Raw genomic sequence first — 16,546 nt, 5'->3', positions numbered from 1 at the left:
TCAGATCCCCAATGCCTGTTTCATCTTTTCAACATCAAATCCTATGATGATCTTATCATCGATCTCTATGACTGGCACTCCCATCTGCCCGCTCTTCTCTATCATTTCGCGGGCTTTTGCCTGGTCTGCTGAGACATCTACATCCTCAAACTCCACTTTGTTCTCCTTGAGCCACTCTTTTGCCTTGTGGCAGAATGGGCATGTTGCGGTAGAATAGACAATGACTTTTGGCATGACAATCACCTCAGGCATGCCTCAGAGCTCATCATTTAAATAATTTTACCTTATTTGACCAGGATTTATATAACACCCAATTCTTGGAGCTCTTTCCTAACCCTTCTAATATCTCCTCTTCTGTACTCCACGACATTGATCCCGAATGATCTGGCTTGCTCCGCATGCTTCGGGTTATCTTCAAAGCAGGCTATCTCAGAGGGATCAACTCCTGCTGTTCGGATAAGGAGCCTATAGAACTCGTCATCATACTTACCTAGATGATGCTCATATGACCAGACAAAATCATCGAATAACCCCATGAAACTATACTTCTTCTCCAGATGCTCGACCCTTTTCTTGATGTTCCCAGAGAAGATTACCAGCTTGTATCTGCCCCGCAGTTCCTTCACAAGCTTGAGAATATCTTGATCTATTATGTAGCTGTCATACCAGACATCCCGCAGGTATAGGGCATCATAACCTTCTGGCAGTCTTTCCTGCACTCTTGACCAGCATTCATCTTCTGTCAGGAACGCTCTTCTTAGGAGTGACGCTTCCTCTGATCCGAGTGCTTTCAGCACAGTCTGCCTGTCAAGTCCCTCTTTTGCCAGCCTTTCTACTGCAAATGCTTTGCCTTCTGCAAAAAGGACTCCGCCGCAATCTATTGCCACTGCCTTTATCACTTTGCTATCACTCTGATTGACCTATCCAGCCTCTTCAATATTATAGACAAGATGCCCCAGGCAAGCGGTGTCCATAGAGGGATCGATGTGAATAGTTGATAGCTCACAAAGATCAGGAAGGACATCATTGCAATGGTGCCAAGTATAGCAGTCAGTACATAGAGCATCAGGTCATCTCTTGTCCTAATCATGTGACCGCTGATGACTCCAAGCACAAAGAACAGCCAGAACAGGTGATTGCGCAGGAGTATCATGCCAATCAGTGCTAATAGACCAAGAAATACTGCATAAAGGAATCTTGCATATGCCTTTTGCATAACCCGAAGAAGTGTTTTGGGTATATTAAAGTTTCTTCAGCGTTATATAAATGAAGGCATTAAATGCCTTATTTTGGTCTAAGGCCTCATTTTGACATTCTGATGAGGTTCAGAAAGAACACCTTCCCTTTTTTCTCACCATGATAAGAGTAATAATCTGGCTTCTTGCTCAACTTCTCAATAAGCCTTCCCCTGATCTTCTGCTTGTCTTTCTCCTGGGGCTCCCAATCATTACAGAGTGACCTTGGGAACTCAGAAAGCTTGATAGTCTTCTCTGTCCTGAATCCACGAAGCTTCATCTCTTTCTTGATCAATTCATGCCTTTTCTTGAGGTAGAGCAGTTTGTCCTGGAAGAATCGGATATGCCCTGGACCAAGACAATATGAAGAGGGAATTCCGACAGCTTCAGGATATTTCCTGACATACCCAAACAGCATGAGTATCTCATTGTACTCTGCGATGAGATGCTGGTCTGCAAGATTGCTTGGGTCTATCAGGTTTATTCTGACCATTTTGCCGGTTCAGGATTTGATATTCTAATGGAAGTGTAGAAACTTGATGCCAAGCATCAATACTGCTCCAAGGATAAGTGCTCCCATATGGAGCATTGCATCTTTGATGCCGCATTCCTTATGCAGCTCTGGGATCAGGTCGCTTCCGGCTATGTACAGGAATCCTCCTGCTGCAAATGGGAGTATTATTATTGCAAGATCCTCATTGCCCATTATCAGCCCCACTATTGCTCCCACAACAGCTGTCAGAGCAGAAAGGAAATTGTATATCAATGCTTTTTTCTTGGACATTCCAGAGTACAAGAGCACTCCGAAGTCTCCTATCTCCTGAGGAACTTCATGCAGTATGACTGCTATTGTAGTCGCTATCCCTACTGGAACACTGACTAGATAGCTCACTGCTATTATCAGCCCATCCACAAAATTATGTATGCCGTCCCCGATTAGGTTCATAGGCGCAAGATGATGGGGATGCTCTTTTGATGTCGGCACATGGCAGTGCCTCCAATGTATGAACTTCTCTATCATGAAGAATAGCAGGATGCCGCCCAATACTGATATTGAGACTGTGATGCTGAATCCTGCTTCTTCGACAACCTCAGGCAAAAGATGTAGGAAGACCCCTCCGAAAAGCGACCCTGCTGCAAGGCTTACCAGGAAAAGCAACAGGTGCTGCAATGTCTTTTTCTTGAAGAACAGGAACAGTATCCCGACCAAAGATAACAATGATACTATGATAACGCTTGATATTGTATAGATTACAGCTTCCATATGATTTTTTGACTTGCATCTTCTTTTAAATATTTCGCTTGAAAGTGGGATCATGAAAGATAAATATAAAAACATGGCTGTGCAGAAGCAGAAGAAAGAGGTGGTATCATGAACGAAAGGACTGAAGCTCTTATGAGGATTGTTGTCGGGATTGTGTCAGGGATCATTCTGGGTGTTTGGAAGATGCTCATCCAGGTTTTGGCAGTGGTCCATTGGATTGTTGTCATCATCAAAGGGAACAGGGAGAAAGCCCTTGCTGATTTCTGTGAGATCTGGAACACCCAATTCTACATTTTCTTGAGATACATGACTTTTGTCACAAATGAAAGGCCTTTTCCTTTCACGCCCTTGGCCAAGAATATGACAAGATTTGGCAGATGATATTTTCTCATTTATTTTTGTGGATGACATTTTTCATTTATTTTCATATATGGTGGACATTATTGTAACTACTAACTAGTTATAAAAATAATAAATTATTTAAATTGCCTGCCATGCCATAAATCATGGACCGCAGAAAATTCCTTATCATCTCAGGCATTATGGCTGCATCGGCAACAGCTGCAGTTGCTGAGACAGGTCTTGCAGGAGTGATTGACAGCATCCTGGGTTCAAACAGGTTTCCGGCCAGGCAGACATTAGGGGTCTGCAATGAGAAGGATCTGCATCCTGTGGTGAGTATGTCAAGGTCAGCTGCAGAGCAGAGGATGAGACATCTGGCCAGCTCCCAGGGATTGGAAGAATATTGGGCTTTCTACAGGATCAGCGACACTGATGGTATCCTTGTTGATTTCGGCTTCAGCCAGACACCTGCTGAAGCATGGGTGAACACAGGGCTCATGGCAAGAAAAGCATCGGAGATAGACAGATCCGGAGAAGACAGATCCGGAGAAGACAGATCCAGAGGAGACAGATCCGGAGGATATCCGCTCAAGGTCACAAGCTACCATCTTCATACTGACAGAGGTGTAAAAGGTGTCTGGGATTCAGCATCTTATCTGGCACCTTCAGGGTTCAGGAAGCTTGACGACGTCAATTTCTTGATATGCGCCTTGCCGAGCGCGAGGGACATGATTGCCAACATCGAGACCATGGGCCTGATGCACAGGAACAGCATCCCTTACGAATCAGAGAGGGTAGTCTGCTCAAAAGCAGTGATCTCATATGTCCCAGGCAATGATATGCAGAGGCTCTATCATGGATATGGCTCTGAAGAGCAGAGGGAATCTGGCTTTGGGAAGATCGCTGAGAATGCGCTTGTTGAGGGCATCACATATCACAGCCTCGATAAGGCATTGAAGGTCTATAGGGATGCCGGGCTTCTTATTCACATAAGGGAATTCTGAAGGATTGGGATGTTGTCGGCAGACATGTCGCATCTGGTTTCTTATTGGCATGATTATTGGAATGATTTATAGCAGGATTTATAGCATGATTTATAAGAGGATTCATAGGCATGTTCATGGATCATTTTATGATCAGAGAAGAACAAGATAAGAGAAAGAAAGACTATTGATGATCAGTATATTATGGCCACAAGAAGCCTTTTGACCTGTGAGAATCTCACTTTTCCCGGATCATTGTCTGGGTTGTTGTCTCCTTTCATTATGAAATAGACACCCTCATCATCCGCACCTTTCTCTACAACCCTGTGTATTATTGTCCCTTCTGCGTATTTTGACTCATAGGATATTATGTCTCCTACATGGATCTGATCAGGGCTTTTTGGCACAATCTCGATTGCATTTGATTCAGCATCAAACACAGGATCCATGCTGTTTGTATCTGTGAATCCTGCCCATACCGGATTATCCATATAAATAATCACTCTATCATTATAGACATGTATCTTGTCTTCTGTAATCTTGTCTGATGGTGAAATCCTTTCTTTTGCTTTAAAAAGGCTATTTATGTCTCCTTTTACCAAATTTGAAGGTTCTGATATTGTAAGGCCTGACAAGTTCTGATATAACGCGCTTGAGCTCCATCCAAGCATGAATATTACTGAGAACAATAAGAATCCTGTGAACATTCCTTTTTTCGGATATTTATACTCCCCAACCATTTCCACTCTTGAGTAACTAAAGTTTATAAATATTTCTATTCTTTAGTACTCTCCAGTACTAAAAAAATAAGGTTTATAAATGGAATCAGATTCCATCCATATATGACAGATTACCCATTCATGATAACCAAGCCCCATTGGGGTCTTGAAGTGCGTGTTGATGAGATCCTTGAACCAGAGGAAGCAGGCTTGACTGGATCGCAGCTGGCAGAAGCGACAAGCAGGGTCATAAAAGGCCATGTGAGGACCATGGAGCTTAGCAGTTTCCCCCAATTCTCCTATGATTTCATATCCTATGAGACAGGTGTCAATGATCTCTTTCCTGCAGAAAGGAAGTATCGCATCCTGCCAAAAGAAGAGGATACGCAGGATCTGCCGAAGGATTTCGTGAAGGGCATATCAGCATTGGTGTATAATATTCTTGAGCAGAGGAAGCTTTACATCAGAAGATCACAATAAAGGATATTCTATGAGAAGGTTTCCTGACCAAAACATATTTAACTGCATTCAGAGATTTCTGCCGTGATGGAAAGCAGGAGATATAGGTTGGTCTGCTTTGACCTTGATGGCACGATACTTGACAATGAGTTCATCTGGACTGACATGCATCTTGCCCTCAAAACAGATATGGGAAAGCGCAAGGAGGCCGCAGAGAGATTCCGGAAGAAAGAGATCTCTTACCAGGAATGGGCTGATCATGATATTGAGATGTTTGTTGAGCAGGGTGCAAAGAAGCAGGATATAATCAACATCGCAAAAAAGATAAGATTCATCCCAGGCGCCATAGAGACTCTCAGGGAGCTCAAGAGGCGCGGCTACAGGCTGGCAGTGATAAGCGGCAGCGTCGACACAGTGCTTGAGGCAGTCATGCCTGATTACAAGAGGATTTTTGATGATGTGCTGATCAACAGTTTTGTCTATGACAGGAACGGCGCCCTGGTCGGATGCAGGGCCACTGAATTTGATTTCGAGCACAAGGCTCTCGGTCTCAGGAAGCTGGCTGAAGAGCAGAAAATATCTACGAAAGATTGCGCTTTCATCGGCGACCATCTGAATGATATAGAGATAGCCAGTGAAGCAGGTTTCTCAATCGCATTCAACTCAAAATCCGACAGGCTGAACCAGGTAGCAGATGTGATCATAAAAGAGAAGGATCTCCGCAGGATACTCAGCCATCTGTAGGGTTGTAGAATTTATGCAGCATGACCCTGAGGGATTCTCTGTCGACTGGTTTTGTCAGGGTGCTGTTTATTGCTTTTGTATCTATGGTATCTGTGCAGGTCGGGTTGTCTGTGCAGTACACGACTGGAGCATGCAGGTGCTGCTTCGCTCTCTCTGCCAGAAGGCCTGGCTGGTAGCCGGATGCTTCACAGCAGAGCACCAGGCCGATATCGCTGAGATTGCCGTTCATTCCTGCCATCACATCAGCAGGGCTTATGTGACGCACTCCGCCGCATATTGCCCCTGACAGTGCTTCTGTGATATCATCAGTATTATCAGGATCGCCTATGATGAGTATATCCGGTCTTGAGAGAAGACATCTCCCTATCCCGCTGAAGAAATCTTCAAGCGCCATGGGTTTTCTTAGGAATAATGTGTATTCTCCCTTGCCCCTTGACTCATAATCCCCTGATACCAGCATGATGGGGAAAGTATAACCTTCTCTTCTGAGTCTCTTTATCAGCTCTGTTCCATTCATGGAAGGCATATTATAATCCGTCACCATCAGGTCGAGATATTTGAGTTCCCCGTTTCTCATTGCATCATAGGCATGGATTCCGTCACTGTATAATGTGACCTCATGACCCATTGATTCCAGGATGGACTTGAATATGTTCCTGTTCGCGGAATCATCATCCACAACTGCAGTGTTGAGACGTATCAGTTCCATTTTTCAGTGGTATAGGCGCGATTATTTATGCTTTTCTAGAAAATTTATTGACATCTGCCTTATTCTATCTTATCCTGACCGCATCAAGGTTCCTTGGAGCAAGTGTCTCTATCCTGTTCATCTTATGTATTGAGCTTGCCATGTCCATGAGGCGTGAGCTCTCTCCGTGGTTCATGAGAACTCTTTTCGGCTTCGGGTTGCATTTATGGACAAATGCCATGAGCTGTTTCCTGTCGCTGTGGTTTGTTATCTCAAGCTTGTGCACTTCCATCTTTATCGGGTATGTCTCGACCCTGCCCGAGTTCTTCGCTGTCCTGAGTGAGAATTCCCTTTCACCCCTCTGTATCCTTCTTCCGAGCGATCCTTCTCCCTGATAGCATGAGAACACCAGCGAGTGTTTGGGATCTTCGCACAGATGCTTGAGGTACTCGACAGACGGGCCTCCGACAAGCATGCCTGATGTGGCGATTATTATGCATGGCCCTTGGTTCTCGACAATCTCCATCCTCTCTTTCTGCGACCCGACTCTCTTGAAGAACTCTGCCAGGAATGGGTTCTGGTCTTTGTGGAATATCTGTTTCCTGACCTGGCCTGACAGGAATTCCGGGTATGCTGTATGGATGGCTGTGACATCCCAGACCATGCCGTCGATATAGACAGGGAGGGGCTCTATCTCACCCATCCTTACCATTGACTCGATGATTATCATGACCTCCTGGGCCCTTCCTGATCCGAGAGTGGGCATCAGTACCTTCCCACCTCTCTTGATGGTCTCTTTGATTATGTCCTTGAACATCGCATCTGCTTCCTGCCTGTTCGGCATCACATTGTCCTTCCCGCCGTAGGTGCCTTCGATCATGAGTGTCTCAAGCCTTGGGAAATCTGTGACTGCCGGCTCAAGGAGCATTGTCCTCCCGAACTTGAGATCGCCTGTATAGAGCATGTTGTGAAGTCCGTTCCCGATATGCAGGTGCGCCATGCTCGCTCCGAGCATATGGCCTGAGTTGTACATTGTCAGCCTGACATCAGGGGTCACATCAGTCACTTCATCGTATCCGACAGGTATCGTATGCTTCACCATCTCCTTGACGTCATCTGCTGAATAGATCGGTTCTTTCCCTTCGTTCTGCATGACTTTTATGTAATCAAGCTGGAGCAGTGCGCTAATATCACGCGTCGGCAGTGTGCAGTAGACAGGGCCTCTGTATCCGAACTTGTACAGGTATGGTATGAAACCGCAGTGGTCCAGGTGCGCATGTGTGAGTATTATCGCATCCAGCTCGTTTATGTCGAATTCCGGAGCTTCGAGGAAAGGGTACGCGTTCTTGTCCCCGCCGGCGACATCGATGCCGCAGTCGAGCAGGACCCTTGATTCAGGTGTCTGGAGGAACAGGCATGACCTTCCAACCTGTCTTGCTGCTCCGAGATATGTCACCCTTATCCATTCATTCTTCTTCTCTCTTATCCAGCCGTCATATATCCTGTGGCCTACCTTGTCGAGGAATTTTCTCCTGTATTCGGAATTCTGGTATAGGACTGACCTTATGTTCTCTATGAGAATTGATCTTATAGCCGGTGTCCTCTTGACCACCGGCACCCAGAGCGTCTTCGCCCTTATCTCCCTGAGGAGGCTTCCCTGTTTTCCGATAGCCAGGCCCTGCCTCTCTGCCTCGATGATGACAATGCTCCTCTGTGGGTCAAATATCAGGTTCGCTATCTGGGCCTCTTCGGGGATTATCTCCCTTATCAGCTTCTCTGCCTTCTCAAGCTCCATGCAGATTGCGGGATCCGGCCTGAGCTCTATCCTTTTCTTTATCTTGTCGACTATATCCTTTATCATCCCGCTGTCATTCAGGAAGAACTCCTTGTCTTTTGTGTACAGCACTATGTTGGCAGCCTCGAATACTGCGTCGCTGATCTTGCCGTCAGGCAGATCCTTCAATATTTCCTTTATTATGTCCGGCATTTTTAAAACCTGTATTTTTTCAAAAGCTTATTCTCAGAACCTATCCTTTCCAGGACATTCCTGAGATATTGATCAGAATGATTAAAAAAAAATAAGATCATACTTTGATGTTATAATCCACTCTTTGGCTGAATACCTTCTTTATCTCGTCTTTTGTTATCGTCATGACGTCTATTCCCTCGCCTGATGCGACGTCCCTCTGCATTGCCGCGTTCACTGCCTTTATCGACAGCTTGATGCCGTCATCGAGGCTCATGGAAGGCTTGTATAATGTCTCCAGCACGCCGAGCGCATACACGCTGCCCGAGCCTGAGCTTATGAAATCATCCACTTCTGCGAGCGATCCGTCAGGATACAGGTCATAGATGTAGACTCCTGAGCTGTCTTTCCCGCCGAGAATGAAATGGCTCACGCCGGGTATGACGCTGAACTTCCTTATGTTGCTGTAGACCATGCCTGCAAGGAGGTTCGCCGCTTCCTTGACCTGCAGTTTCCTTCCGGTCCGTATCTCCTTGAGCTTGAGCTCTGCTTTCAGGAGCTTCACCAGGAGCTGGACATCTGATACAGTCCCTGCTGTGGTCAGCGCCACATCATCATTGATTTTGATTATCTTCTCGGTCTTCTTGTTCGCCACCATGAAACCGGCTGTCGCTCTCTTGTCAGCAGCCAGGACCACGCCATCTTTGCAAACGACTCCAACTGTAGTTGTGCCAGTCTTGAGCTCTTTTTCCAATTTGATTACCTCTAGAAATTCTTCAGTATGCACCTCAAAGAATTCTGGGATTGGTTAGGCAAGTAGGGATATATAAAGTTTTTGCCTGCCAAACGAAAAATTTATAAATAGAGAAATTCCCTTTTTAAAGGCATCCCAAATTTATGCTAGATTTATGCTGTTTGTTTGAAAAGAGGCTTGGTTCTGGATAGATGGTAAGGAAAGGTTCAAGATTCAAGACTGCTGGAATATCTCAGTGGACCGCAGCCTGCTGAAGCCATAGACCTCATCTCAGAGCCAGCCAAAAAACTCGGCCTGCAGAACAGGGACCTGCAAACCCAAGACAGGGGATAAAACCTGCTGAAAATGACCTACCGAAAGAAAGCCTTATTCAAGGATGGAATAGTCAACACACTAGAGGAGCTAGTTGATGCACCGGTGCTTGAACCTGATGCGCTCTCTCTGCATGACAGATTCAGCCTGATGTTCACAGGAAAAGAGCAGTACCGTGTCGGACATGCTTATCATGTCTGGATGGTTGCCAACATGATAGCAGAAGAGACAGGGATCAGAGGGAATAGGCTCCTGGACCAGATAAGCAGGGCAGCCCTGCTCCACGACATAGGCTCTGTCCGGGAGTCTTATGTTTTCTCGCAGACTCCCCTGGCTGCAGACGATGCTGACTCTCCGGAAGAGAGGGAGATAAAGCAGCAGTTCAGGGCTGAATTCGGCAGATCCATGACTGAGCACCCGATGAGGGGCGCTGAGATCTGCAGGAGATATGAGCTTTCCGGGGTTGAGAGATCAGCTATACAGGATCATCATAAGCTCAACTTTGGAGATGCCAGGGGTATGGGCAGAGCAGGCCAGATAGTGGCGCTTGCAGAGATATTGTCAGGTGCGCTGAAAGAGACACCATACTCAACACCCTCAAAAAGTGTAGAGGAATTATGCAGAGAGATAGACGGTTTCCTTATAGACCATGATATAGCCCAGAGTGTGGTGGGGCTGCTAAGGGGCGGGAAGCTGAAGATCAGCGACAGCCCGGAATCATTTGAGACATTTTCCAGGCATTACCACGCCCGTAGGATGGACCTTGCTGAAACGATCCTGTTCAATGAGGTCTTCAGGGACAGGGCGGATTATGAGAAAGGATATTTCAAGGCCAGCAGGGCAGTCCTGGACCCTGAGCAGCTGGCTGTGCTCCAGACAGATCAGGTCGCTGCCAAGAAGGCTCTTCATTCTTATCTCGGGTTCCTGCTTGAGAAGTTCATCCAGTGCACTCCTTTTGAGAGGGGTGTGCTCTGGGCCTACAGGAAGTGGGATGAGATAAAAGATGAGTCTTTCGATCTCTCGATGCTGGCGGATCATTTCGGACCTGAAGAATTGCAGGGCATCATCCTTCCAAGGCACAGGATTGCGGCATTTGAATCAGCGCTCAGCAGTGACGTGAGTAACAGCCAGTTGGGGAGTTATATGGCAGAGCATATCAAGGGCCAGAAGAGTGAAGAGAAGATTGAAACGATAAGGCTCCTGGATGACATAATCCTGCCGACGTACAGGCAGAAAGCCTATCAGATTCTGGTCGCATACAAGAGGGCTTCTGAAGCAGGTATAGATGAAGGCTCATTGGATTCCTTCGTCAGGGATGAGCTGAAAAAGATGCGGACACAGGCTCTTGGCATTGATGAGGTTAGATCCATCATTGACGGCAGATATGACTTAGGCAGATACAGCGAATGCAGGATTGAAGAACCTGCAGGAGAGAATGCTGAAGATAATATGGGGAATAATGATATCACCGGATTGCTGGTCAGGGAGGTCTCGAAGCAGGTGCAGAATGCAATGGATTTCGGCATTCTCGTGCCGAGGAATTTTGCGGGAAGGCCAGGGAACAGTGACGATGCCGGGCTTGAGCTTGGACTGCTGTCGAATGCGTTCTATACGCTTGAGGAGCAGGACTGGGGCAAGGGCTGTGTCGAAGACAGGCCTTTTGAATGCATCTCTCTGGCAAGGGGCATACCTGGTGTTGTCTGCCACAAGACAGGATATGATCCGAGATCCATCATCGGTGACATCAAAAAGAATCTTGAAGCCGCAGGCGACCACGAGCATGACAAGTTCAGCGCCGCATATAATGATTGCTTCATGATACCGATCTTCAGGAATGACTCAGAGGGCAACAGGATTATGTATGGCCTGATAACTGCAGACTCACCGGTATACAGGCCGCTTATTGGTCCTGAAGAGATCATGATAGGCAAGTATTTCGCTGACAGGGCTGCCAATGGATTCACTCTCGCCACAGATATCCACAGGATAAAGAGTGCGCTTGCCAGGATGGTCGATCCTTCTGTCATGGAAGAGATAATAAGGTTGGGAGAGAGGAGCCATGAGCTTTTTATGCCTAAAGCCATCACTGCCACAATCCTGGAATCTGATGTCAGGGGATTCACCACAGCCACTGAAGAGAATACATCACAGCCGGAGATCATCACTGAATTCCTTTCAGCATACATGTCAAGATGCTTCTCGACAATCAAGGAAAACCTCGGCACCATCGACAAGACCATAGGAGATGCCATTATGGCAGATTTCGGCTGGCCAATACAGAAGCCTGACGATGCATATAGGGCGGTCCTTGCTGCTGTCAAGATGCAGAATGAGATGAAAGGGCTGGAGAAGGAGAGGGAAAGCAAAGGCCTTCTGTACAGGCCGATAGGCATCGGGATAAACACAGGAAGGATGATTGCAGGGCCTCTTGGTGTGACAGGCATCTATGAGGACTTTACTGTGATCGGTGATGCTGTGAATCTTGGAGCGAGGCTCTGTGACCTTGCAGGGAAGACCCATCCCGATACTGGTGAGAAGATGCCTGACATACTGATCAGCAGATTTACTTATGATGCTATGAGAAGCGACGGAAGTTTTGATGAGAATTCATTCCCAGCAGATATTGTGCCTCTTGCTCCGCTGAAAGTGAAGGGAAAAAAAGAACTTATCCCCATCTACGGAGTCATCCCGAAATAATCCTGGGACTGGTCCATGGATATTGATTATCCGAAAAGGCTATCCCCATGTGAATGTGTGCAGAGCCCCTACTTCTGGAAGATCAGCCTGCGGGCACTCTTCCCGGCACTGCTCGATGCATCTCTCTACCTGTGACTTGGTTGCATCCTTCCCGAGACCGAATCCGAATATCATCCCAAGCAGCAATCCGATTATCAATACGATCACTATCACAAGCCAGAATATGGGCATCTTGACACTTTTGTGACTTTTCATATTATTCCCCCGTAAATTTGATTGTTTTGTTGACCGGTGCACAGGATAGGCGCATATATAAATAGTTGATTGTTCTGGCACAATATTTATATAATTTATATAGACTCCAATCTTGACAGGGGGTGTCCGCGTTGAAAGAATATGCTTTGCAAGGATTTGCTGTGATGTGTATTGTAGTATTTATGATTTCAGTATTTTCTGTTCCTCTATCTAATGCTGCGATTAAGGCAGTCCCTGAAAAAGATTCAGGGATCTATGATAGCATTATATTCGAGCCTGCTTCTGCGGGTTTCCAGCTTCTGGAAGACAATGAGACTGTCCTTGATGATATCGTTTATGGGTCTGCCGAGGGGGATCATGATGGGGACAAGGAGACCGGAGAGCAGGAGTGGCCATCTGATGAAGATGATGATTCTGATGATTATCGCACAGAGGATGATGATTCTACGCATTCCAGGAGTGGATCTGCAAGCGATTCCTACAGAGATGACGGTAAGGATGGACCTATAGGGGATGTCCTTGAGCGGGATATCCTTGATGGGTCTGGAGAGGATACTGAAGACCTTGCTCCTGAGCAGTTTCCGGCTGGTATCGATCCTAAGCTCGCTGCAAAGCTGAGGAAGGACAATAAGAATTTCATGACAAAGAAGAATCTCGATCATGTCAGGGCCCAGATTGAGAAGGAGAAGAGAGGTGAGATTGATTATGGCTCCATCGAGGACAAGGAAGGCGCCCAGGCTGTCGTCGCTGCGAGGAAATTCCTGAAGGGTGAGCTCGGGAGATATGCTATCCAGATAGACAAGACCAGGTGCACGATCCCTGATGTCCCTGAGAAGCTTATCAAGAAGAGGATTGACACAGAGAAGTACGCGTTCATAGTCTTCCTGTTCCCCAAGGATCATGTCCACAAGCTTCTCGAGAACAACTGCATCATGAGGCTTGCTGATGATGTCAAGATAAATAATTTCATCAATGCAGCTAAGGAAGACATGAGAGGGGAAGCCCTTGAAAAAATCAGACAGTTGAAGTATTATGAGAACATAAATGATGTCCCTGATTACAGCGAGCTGAAGGAAAAATTCGAGTCAGGCTGGAAAGCAGAGAAGGGCAGGATCACGCCTTATCAGGATTTTGTGACACCTGATGATGTCAAAGGACACTCAGAAGGGTCTGTCGAGGAGAATTACCTGAAAGCTGTCGGTTTTGTCTGGATCTCTGACAAGGAACTTTGGGGTATGAATGACAACTGGATAAAACCTGAGCAGCTGTTCGGCACTGCAGGCATCGACGAGAACCCGGTGCAGGGAAAGCTTGTCTCAGACTGCTCTGAACAGGCCAATGCCCTTGTATCCATGCTGAGGGCTTCCGGAATGCCTGCTGAGAATGTGAGGGTGGCTCTCGGTGAGGTCGACTTCGGCGACAGTTCCGGCGGACATGCATGGGTCGAATACAGCAAGGATGGCCAGTGGATCGTCCTTGACCCGACTTCAGGCCCATATTACCTGGATGGCGAGAAGCATGAGAGGGAAGGCGCCCCTTTCGATTACTGGGAAGTGCATGATTATCCCATCAAGGAGGTCTGGGCTTACTATAACGATGAGTATTTCTCAGACGAGACACGCGACAATGCGCCGAAGAAATGGAAGTACATGGCATCATCGCTTTTCGGCGACAGGGTCATGGGATCTATTGATGATGTGACTCTCTGGGAAGCCCTCCTGAACTGGATGATGGACCTGCTCGGATGAGCTTTGGAAAGATTTTTTTGTATTTTCTTGCCTGATGCCTGCAATAAATACCGCTTTGACCTCTTTGATCTGACAGGTATCCTGCAAGTATCTGACAGATATATGGGAGGTTGTGCGCATATGAACCCTTTTTTGGGAGAATGCTTGTGAAGAATGCTGTTTATCGCCGGATGTCGTGTTCACAGCTTCTATCTTTTCCCTTGGGGATAATGTATCCTTTCGTACATCTTCTTATGCTCAAGGAAATGATATCCATTGTGCCCATTATGGTTGTGCACAGAAGCGTTTAAGGGTCTTCTGAACTGCCCAAAAGGATCGGGATGGTTCCTTATGTCAACATACTGCTTCAGATAGTGCATTATGAAGACAGGGAACGGATCATAAGGGATTGCATCTGCCATATTTGATGGAGAAGTGTGTGTTTTTAAAAAAGTTTGTAATCACTAATAATAGATAAGGGATTCAGTAGGCTTTTGCGAAAAGTACCTTATGCTTGGCTTTCTTCCTGCAGTGGATGCATTTCACTTCTGATTCTATCTTGTTCATCTTTGGATCCAGCAGGATGCATCTTGCTGTTGCTCCGCCTGTCTTCTCTTTTATTGACTCTTCGCATTCTGCATTGCAGCAGTAGTCCACCTTGACCATCTTCTTCTGCTCTATCTGCTGTATCATCTCATCCATGCTGTCTGTCTCGGCTATGTTGGACATCATGAACTTCTTTGCTTTCTGGTAGAGGTTATCCTGGATCATCTCAAGGAGCTTAGGCACGTTCTTCCCGATGTCTTTGAGAGGCACCGGGAGCTTGTCGCCTGTGTCTCTTCTCACAAGGATGGCCTGGTCTTTCTCAAGGTCTTTGGGCCCGAACTCTATCCTCAGAGGGATCCCCTTGAGCTCCCATTCATTGAATTTCCAGCCTGGGTTGTATTCGTCCCTGTCATCTATAAGCACACTGATATTCACTGACAGCTCATCTGATATCTTGAGCATCTCTTTCTCTATAGATGCCTTTATCTCCTGGCATTTCTCAAGCACCTTGTTCCTTGTCTCGTCGAATATTATCGGGACAATCACGGCATGCGTCTCTGCTATCTTCGGCGGCAGCACAAGCCCTTTGTTGTCTCCGTGTGTCATGACGACTGCACCTATTGTCCTTGTCGACAGCCCCCATGAGTTCTGCCATGGTATTGTCTTCTTCCCGTCTGTTCCGAGGAAGCTGATCTCGAATGATTTTGCGAATCCCTGGCCTAGCTGGTGGGATGTGCCCATCTGCAGGGCTTTGCCGTCCGGCATCAGGCCTTCGATAGTTGTTGTGTATAATGCCCCTGCAAATTTCTCTTTCTCTGTCTTCACTCCCTTGATGACTGGGACTGCAAGCAGCTCTTCTGAGAGCTTGGCATACTCATTCAGGTAGATGAAGGTCTCCTGGTCGCATTCCTCTTTTGTTGCATAGACGCAGTGTCCTTCCTGCCAGAGGAATTCTCTTGTCCTCAGGAAAAGCTTGACTGCGCTTGTCTCCCATCGCACGACATTGGCCCACTGGTTTATCCTGAGCGGGAGGTCTCTCCAGCTTCGTACCCACTTTGAGTATGAGTCATACATGATTGTCTCTGATGTCGGCCTGACTGCAAGCCTTTCATCTTCCCTGTTGGCTATCCACGCGACTTCTGGTGTGAATCCTTCTGCGTGCTGTGCCTCTTTCTTGAAGAATGACTCGGGTATGAAGAGCGGGAAGTATGCGTTCCTGACCTTGAGCTTCTTCATCCTTGCATTGAAGTATGCCTGTATCTTCTCCCAGATTGAGTAGCCGTTCGGCCTGATTATCATGCATCCTTTGACAGGACTATAGTCTGCAAGCTCTGCTTTCAGTATCACTTCAGGATACCATTCTGCAAACTGTGATTTATCGACTGTCAGTCCGACGTCTTTCTTTTCTGTCTTCTTTTCTGGCATTCAAGAATGAAGGACAAGTGGCTTATTTAAATATTATGCTTATAAAATAGGACTCAGATTTATAAATAAGCTAGATGGGGCAACCGGAGATGTCCGCTAGCCTAATGATGTCCTGATTGCCTGGATATTTCTGGCCGTTGATGACCCATGTCGGGTATCCCTCAATCCCTTCTGCAAAGCATTTCTCACTTTGCCTGTCGCAGTCAATGAATTCTATGTAGCTGAAGCTTTGGCCGAATGCCTCTTTCTGGTTCTGGCAGTGGCTGCACCATTCTGTTCCATATAGGACTGCTCCTTTCTCTGAAAGGCATTGCGCCAGCTTTTCACTGTTCTGCGAACCGCATCCTGAAATTAGGAGAGCTGATATGAGAACAAGAAGCATTGTCACCATTGTGATAATCGGTCTTTTCATCGCACAACCTTATGAGGG

The 16,546-nt window shown here is 46.6% G+C and carries 19 protein-coding genes; 6 read left to right on the top strand and 13 right to left on the bottom strand.

Annotated elements, in window-relative coordinates; all coding sequences use genetic code 11:
- From JW968_04095 to JW968_04075, 5 genes are all read right to left on the bottom strand, one after another.
- Entirely contained in the window at positions 1-234 is a 234-nt protein-coding gene (locus JW968_04095; GenBank protein MBN1386128.1) for a glutathione S-transferase N-terminal domain-containing protein, read from the bottom strand.
- Between the two features lie 65 nt (positions 235-299).
- Positions 300-899, bottom strand: a complete 600-nt coding sequence (locus tag JW968_04090) for an HAD-IA family hydrolase (protein MBN1386127.1) — start codon at positions 897-899, stop codon at positions 300-302.
- Entirely contained in the window at positions 896-1,216 is a 321-nt protein-coding gene (locus tag JW968_04085) for a hypothetical protein (GenBank protein ID MBN1386126.1), read from the bottom strand. Before JW968_04085 ends, JW968_04090 begins: the two co-directional genes overlap by 4 nt.
- An 86-nt stretch (positions 1,217-1,302) precedes the next feature.
- Positions 1,303-1,728: a pyrimidine dimer DNA glycosylase/endonuclease V gene (locus tag JW968_04080; protein MBN1386125.1), complete on the bottom strand. Its 426-nt coding sequence runs from the start codon at positions 1,726-1,728 to the stop codon at positions 1,303-1,305.
- Positions 1,729-1,752: 24 nt separating this feature from the next.
- Entirely contained in the window at positions 1,753-2,499 is a 747-nt protein-coding gene (locus JW968_04075; protein MBN1386124.1) for a ZIP family metal transporter, read from the bottom strand.
- 108 nt (positions 2,500-2,607) lie between these two features.
- Between JW968_04075 and JW968_04070 the strand changes: the two genes are divergently transcribed.
- On the top strand, positions 2,608-2,880 hold the full coding sequence (locus JW968_04070) for a DUF4389 domain-containing protein (protein ID MBN1386123.1): 273 nt from the start codon (positions 2,608-2,610) through the stop codon (positions 2,878-2,880).
- A gap of 125 nt (positions 2,881-3,005) precedes the next feature.
- Positions 3,006-3,845 carry a hypothetical protein gene (locus JW968_04065; protein ID MBN1386122.1) on the top strand — a complete coding sequence of 280 codons (840 nt, stop codon included), beginning with the start codon at positions 3,006-3,008 and terminating at the stop codon, positions 3,843-3,845.
- A 173-nt stretch (positions 3,846-4,018) separates the two neighbouring features.
- Here JW968_04065 and JW968_04060 read toward each other — a convergent pair whose 3' ends face one another.
- On the bottom strand, positions 4,019-4,564 hold the full coding sequence (locus JW968_04060) for a hypothetical protein (GenBank protein ID MBN1386121.1): 546 nt from the start codon (positions 4,562-4,564) through the stop codon (positions 4,019-4,021).
- A gap of 102 nt (positions 4,565-4,666) precedes the next feature.
- On the opposite strand from JW968_04060, the gene JW968_04055 reads away from it, so the two are divergent.
- Entirely contained in the window at positions 4,667-5,023 is a 357-nt protein-coding gene (locus tag JW968_04055; GenBank protein ID MBN1386120.1) for a hypothetical protein, read from the top strand.
- Between the two features lie 66 nt (positions 5,024-5,089).
- Entirely contained in the window at positions 5,090-5,746 is a 657-nt protein-coding gene (locus tag JW968_04050; GenBank protein ID MBN1386119.1) for an HAD family phosphatase, read from the top strand.
- On the opposite strand, the gene JW968_04045 is transcribed toward JW968_04050, so the two are convergent.
- From JW968_04045 to JW968_04035, 3 genes are all read right to left on the bottom strand, one after another.
- A complete protein-coding gene (locus JW968_04045; protein MBN1386118.1) occupies positions 5,733-6,455 on the bottom strand; it encodes a response regulator in 723 nt (240 codons plus the stop codon). The genes JW968_04050 and JW968_04045 overlap by 14 nt on opposite strands.
- Before the next feature lie 64 nt (positions 6,456-6,519).
- A complete protein-coding gene (locus JW968_04040) occupies positions 6,520-8,421 on the bottom strand; it encodes a beta-CASP ribonuclease aCPSF1 (protein ID MBN1386117.1) in 1,902 nt (633 codons plus the stop codon).
- A gap of 97 nt (positions 8,422-8,518) precedes the next feature.
- On the bottom strand, positions 8,519-9,154 hold the full coding sequence (locus JW968_04035; protein ID MBN1386116.1) for a proteasome subunit beta: 636 nt from the start codon (positions 9,152-9,154) through the stop codon (positions 8,519-8,521).
- Positions 9,155-9,499: 345 nt separating this feature from the next.
- On the opposite strand from JW968_04035, the gene JW968_04030 reads away from it, so the two are divergent.
- On the top strand, positions 9,500-12,163 hold the full coding sequence (locus JW968_04030) for an HDIG domain-containing protein (GenBank protein ID MBN1386115.1): 2,664 nt from the start codon (positions 9,500-9,502) through the stop codon (positions 12,161-12,163).
- A 39-nt stretch (positions 12,164-12,202) separates the two neighbouring features.
- Here JW968_04030 and JW968_04025 read toward each other — a convergent pair whose 3' ends face one another.
- The gene (locus JW968_04025; GenBank protein MBN1386114.1) at positions 12,203-12,418 is read right to left on the bottom strand and encodes a hypothetical protein; all 216 of its coding nucleotides are present in this window, start codon (positions 12,416-12,418) and stop codon (positions 12,203-12,205) included.
- 182 nt (positions 12,419-12,600) lie between these two features.
- Between JW968_04025 and JW968_04020 the strand changes: the two genes are divergently transcribed.
- On the top strand, positions 12,601-14,166 hold the full coding sequence (locus JW968_04020) for a transglutaminase domain-containing protein (GenBank protein ID MBN1386113.1): 1,566 nt from the start codon (positions 12,601-12,603) through the stop codon (positions 14,164-14,166).
- Between the two features lie 188 nt (positions 14,167-14,354).
- On the opposite strand, the gene JW968_04015 is transcribed toward JW968_04020, so the two are convergent.
- From JW968_04015 to JW968_04005, 3 genes are all read right to left on the bottom strand, one after another.
- Positions 14,355-14,567: a hypothetical protein gene (locus JW968_04015; GenBank protein MBN1386112.1), complete on the bottom strand. Its 213-nt coding sequence runs from the start codon at positions 14,565-14,567 to the stop codon at positions 14,355-14,357.
- Positions 14,568-14,628: 61 nt separating this feature from the next.
- A complete protein-coding gene (locus JW968_04010) occupies positions 14,629-16,116 on the bottom strand; it encodes a proline--tRNA ligase (protein MBN1386111.1) in 1,488 nt (495 codons plus the stop codon).
- A 70-nt stretch (positions 16,117-16,186) separates the two neighbouring features.
- The gene (locus tag JW968_04005) at positions 16,187-16,528 is read right to left on the bottom strand and encodes a hypothetical protein (GenBank protein MBN1386110.1); all 342 of its coding nucleotides are present in this window, start codon (positions 16,526-16,528) and stop codon (positions 16,187-16,189) included.
- Positions 16,529-16,546 lie beyond the last annotated feature (18 nt).

It is taken from the genome of Candidatus Woesearchaeota archaeon (assembly GCA_016928155.1).
Classification (GTDB): Archaea; Nanobdellota; Nanobdellia; order Woesearchaeales; family JAFGLG01; genus JAFGLG01.
Note: the sequence above shows the minus strand (reverse complement) of the source record. Positions and strands in the feature narration are given on the sequence as shown.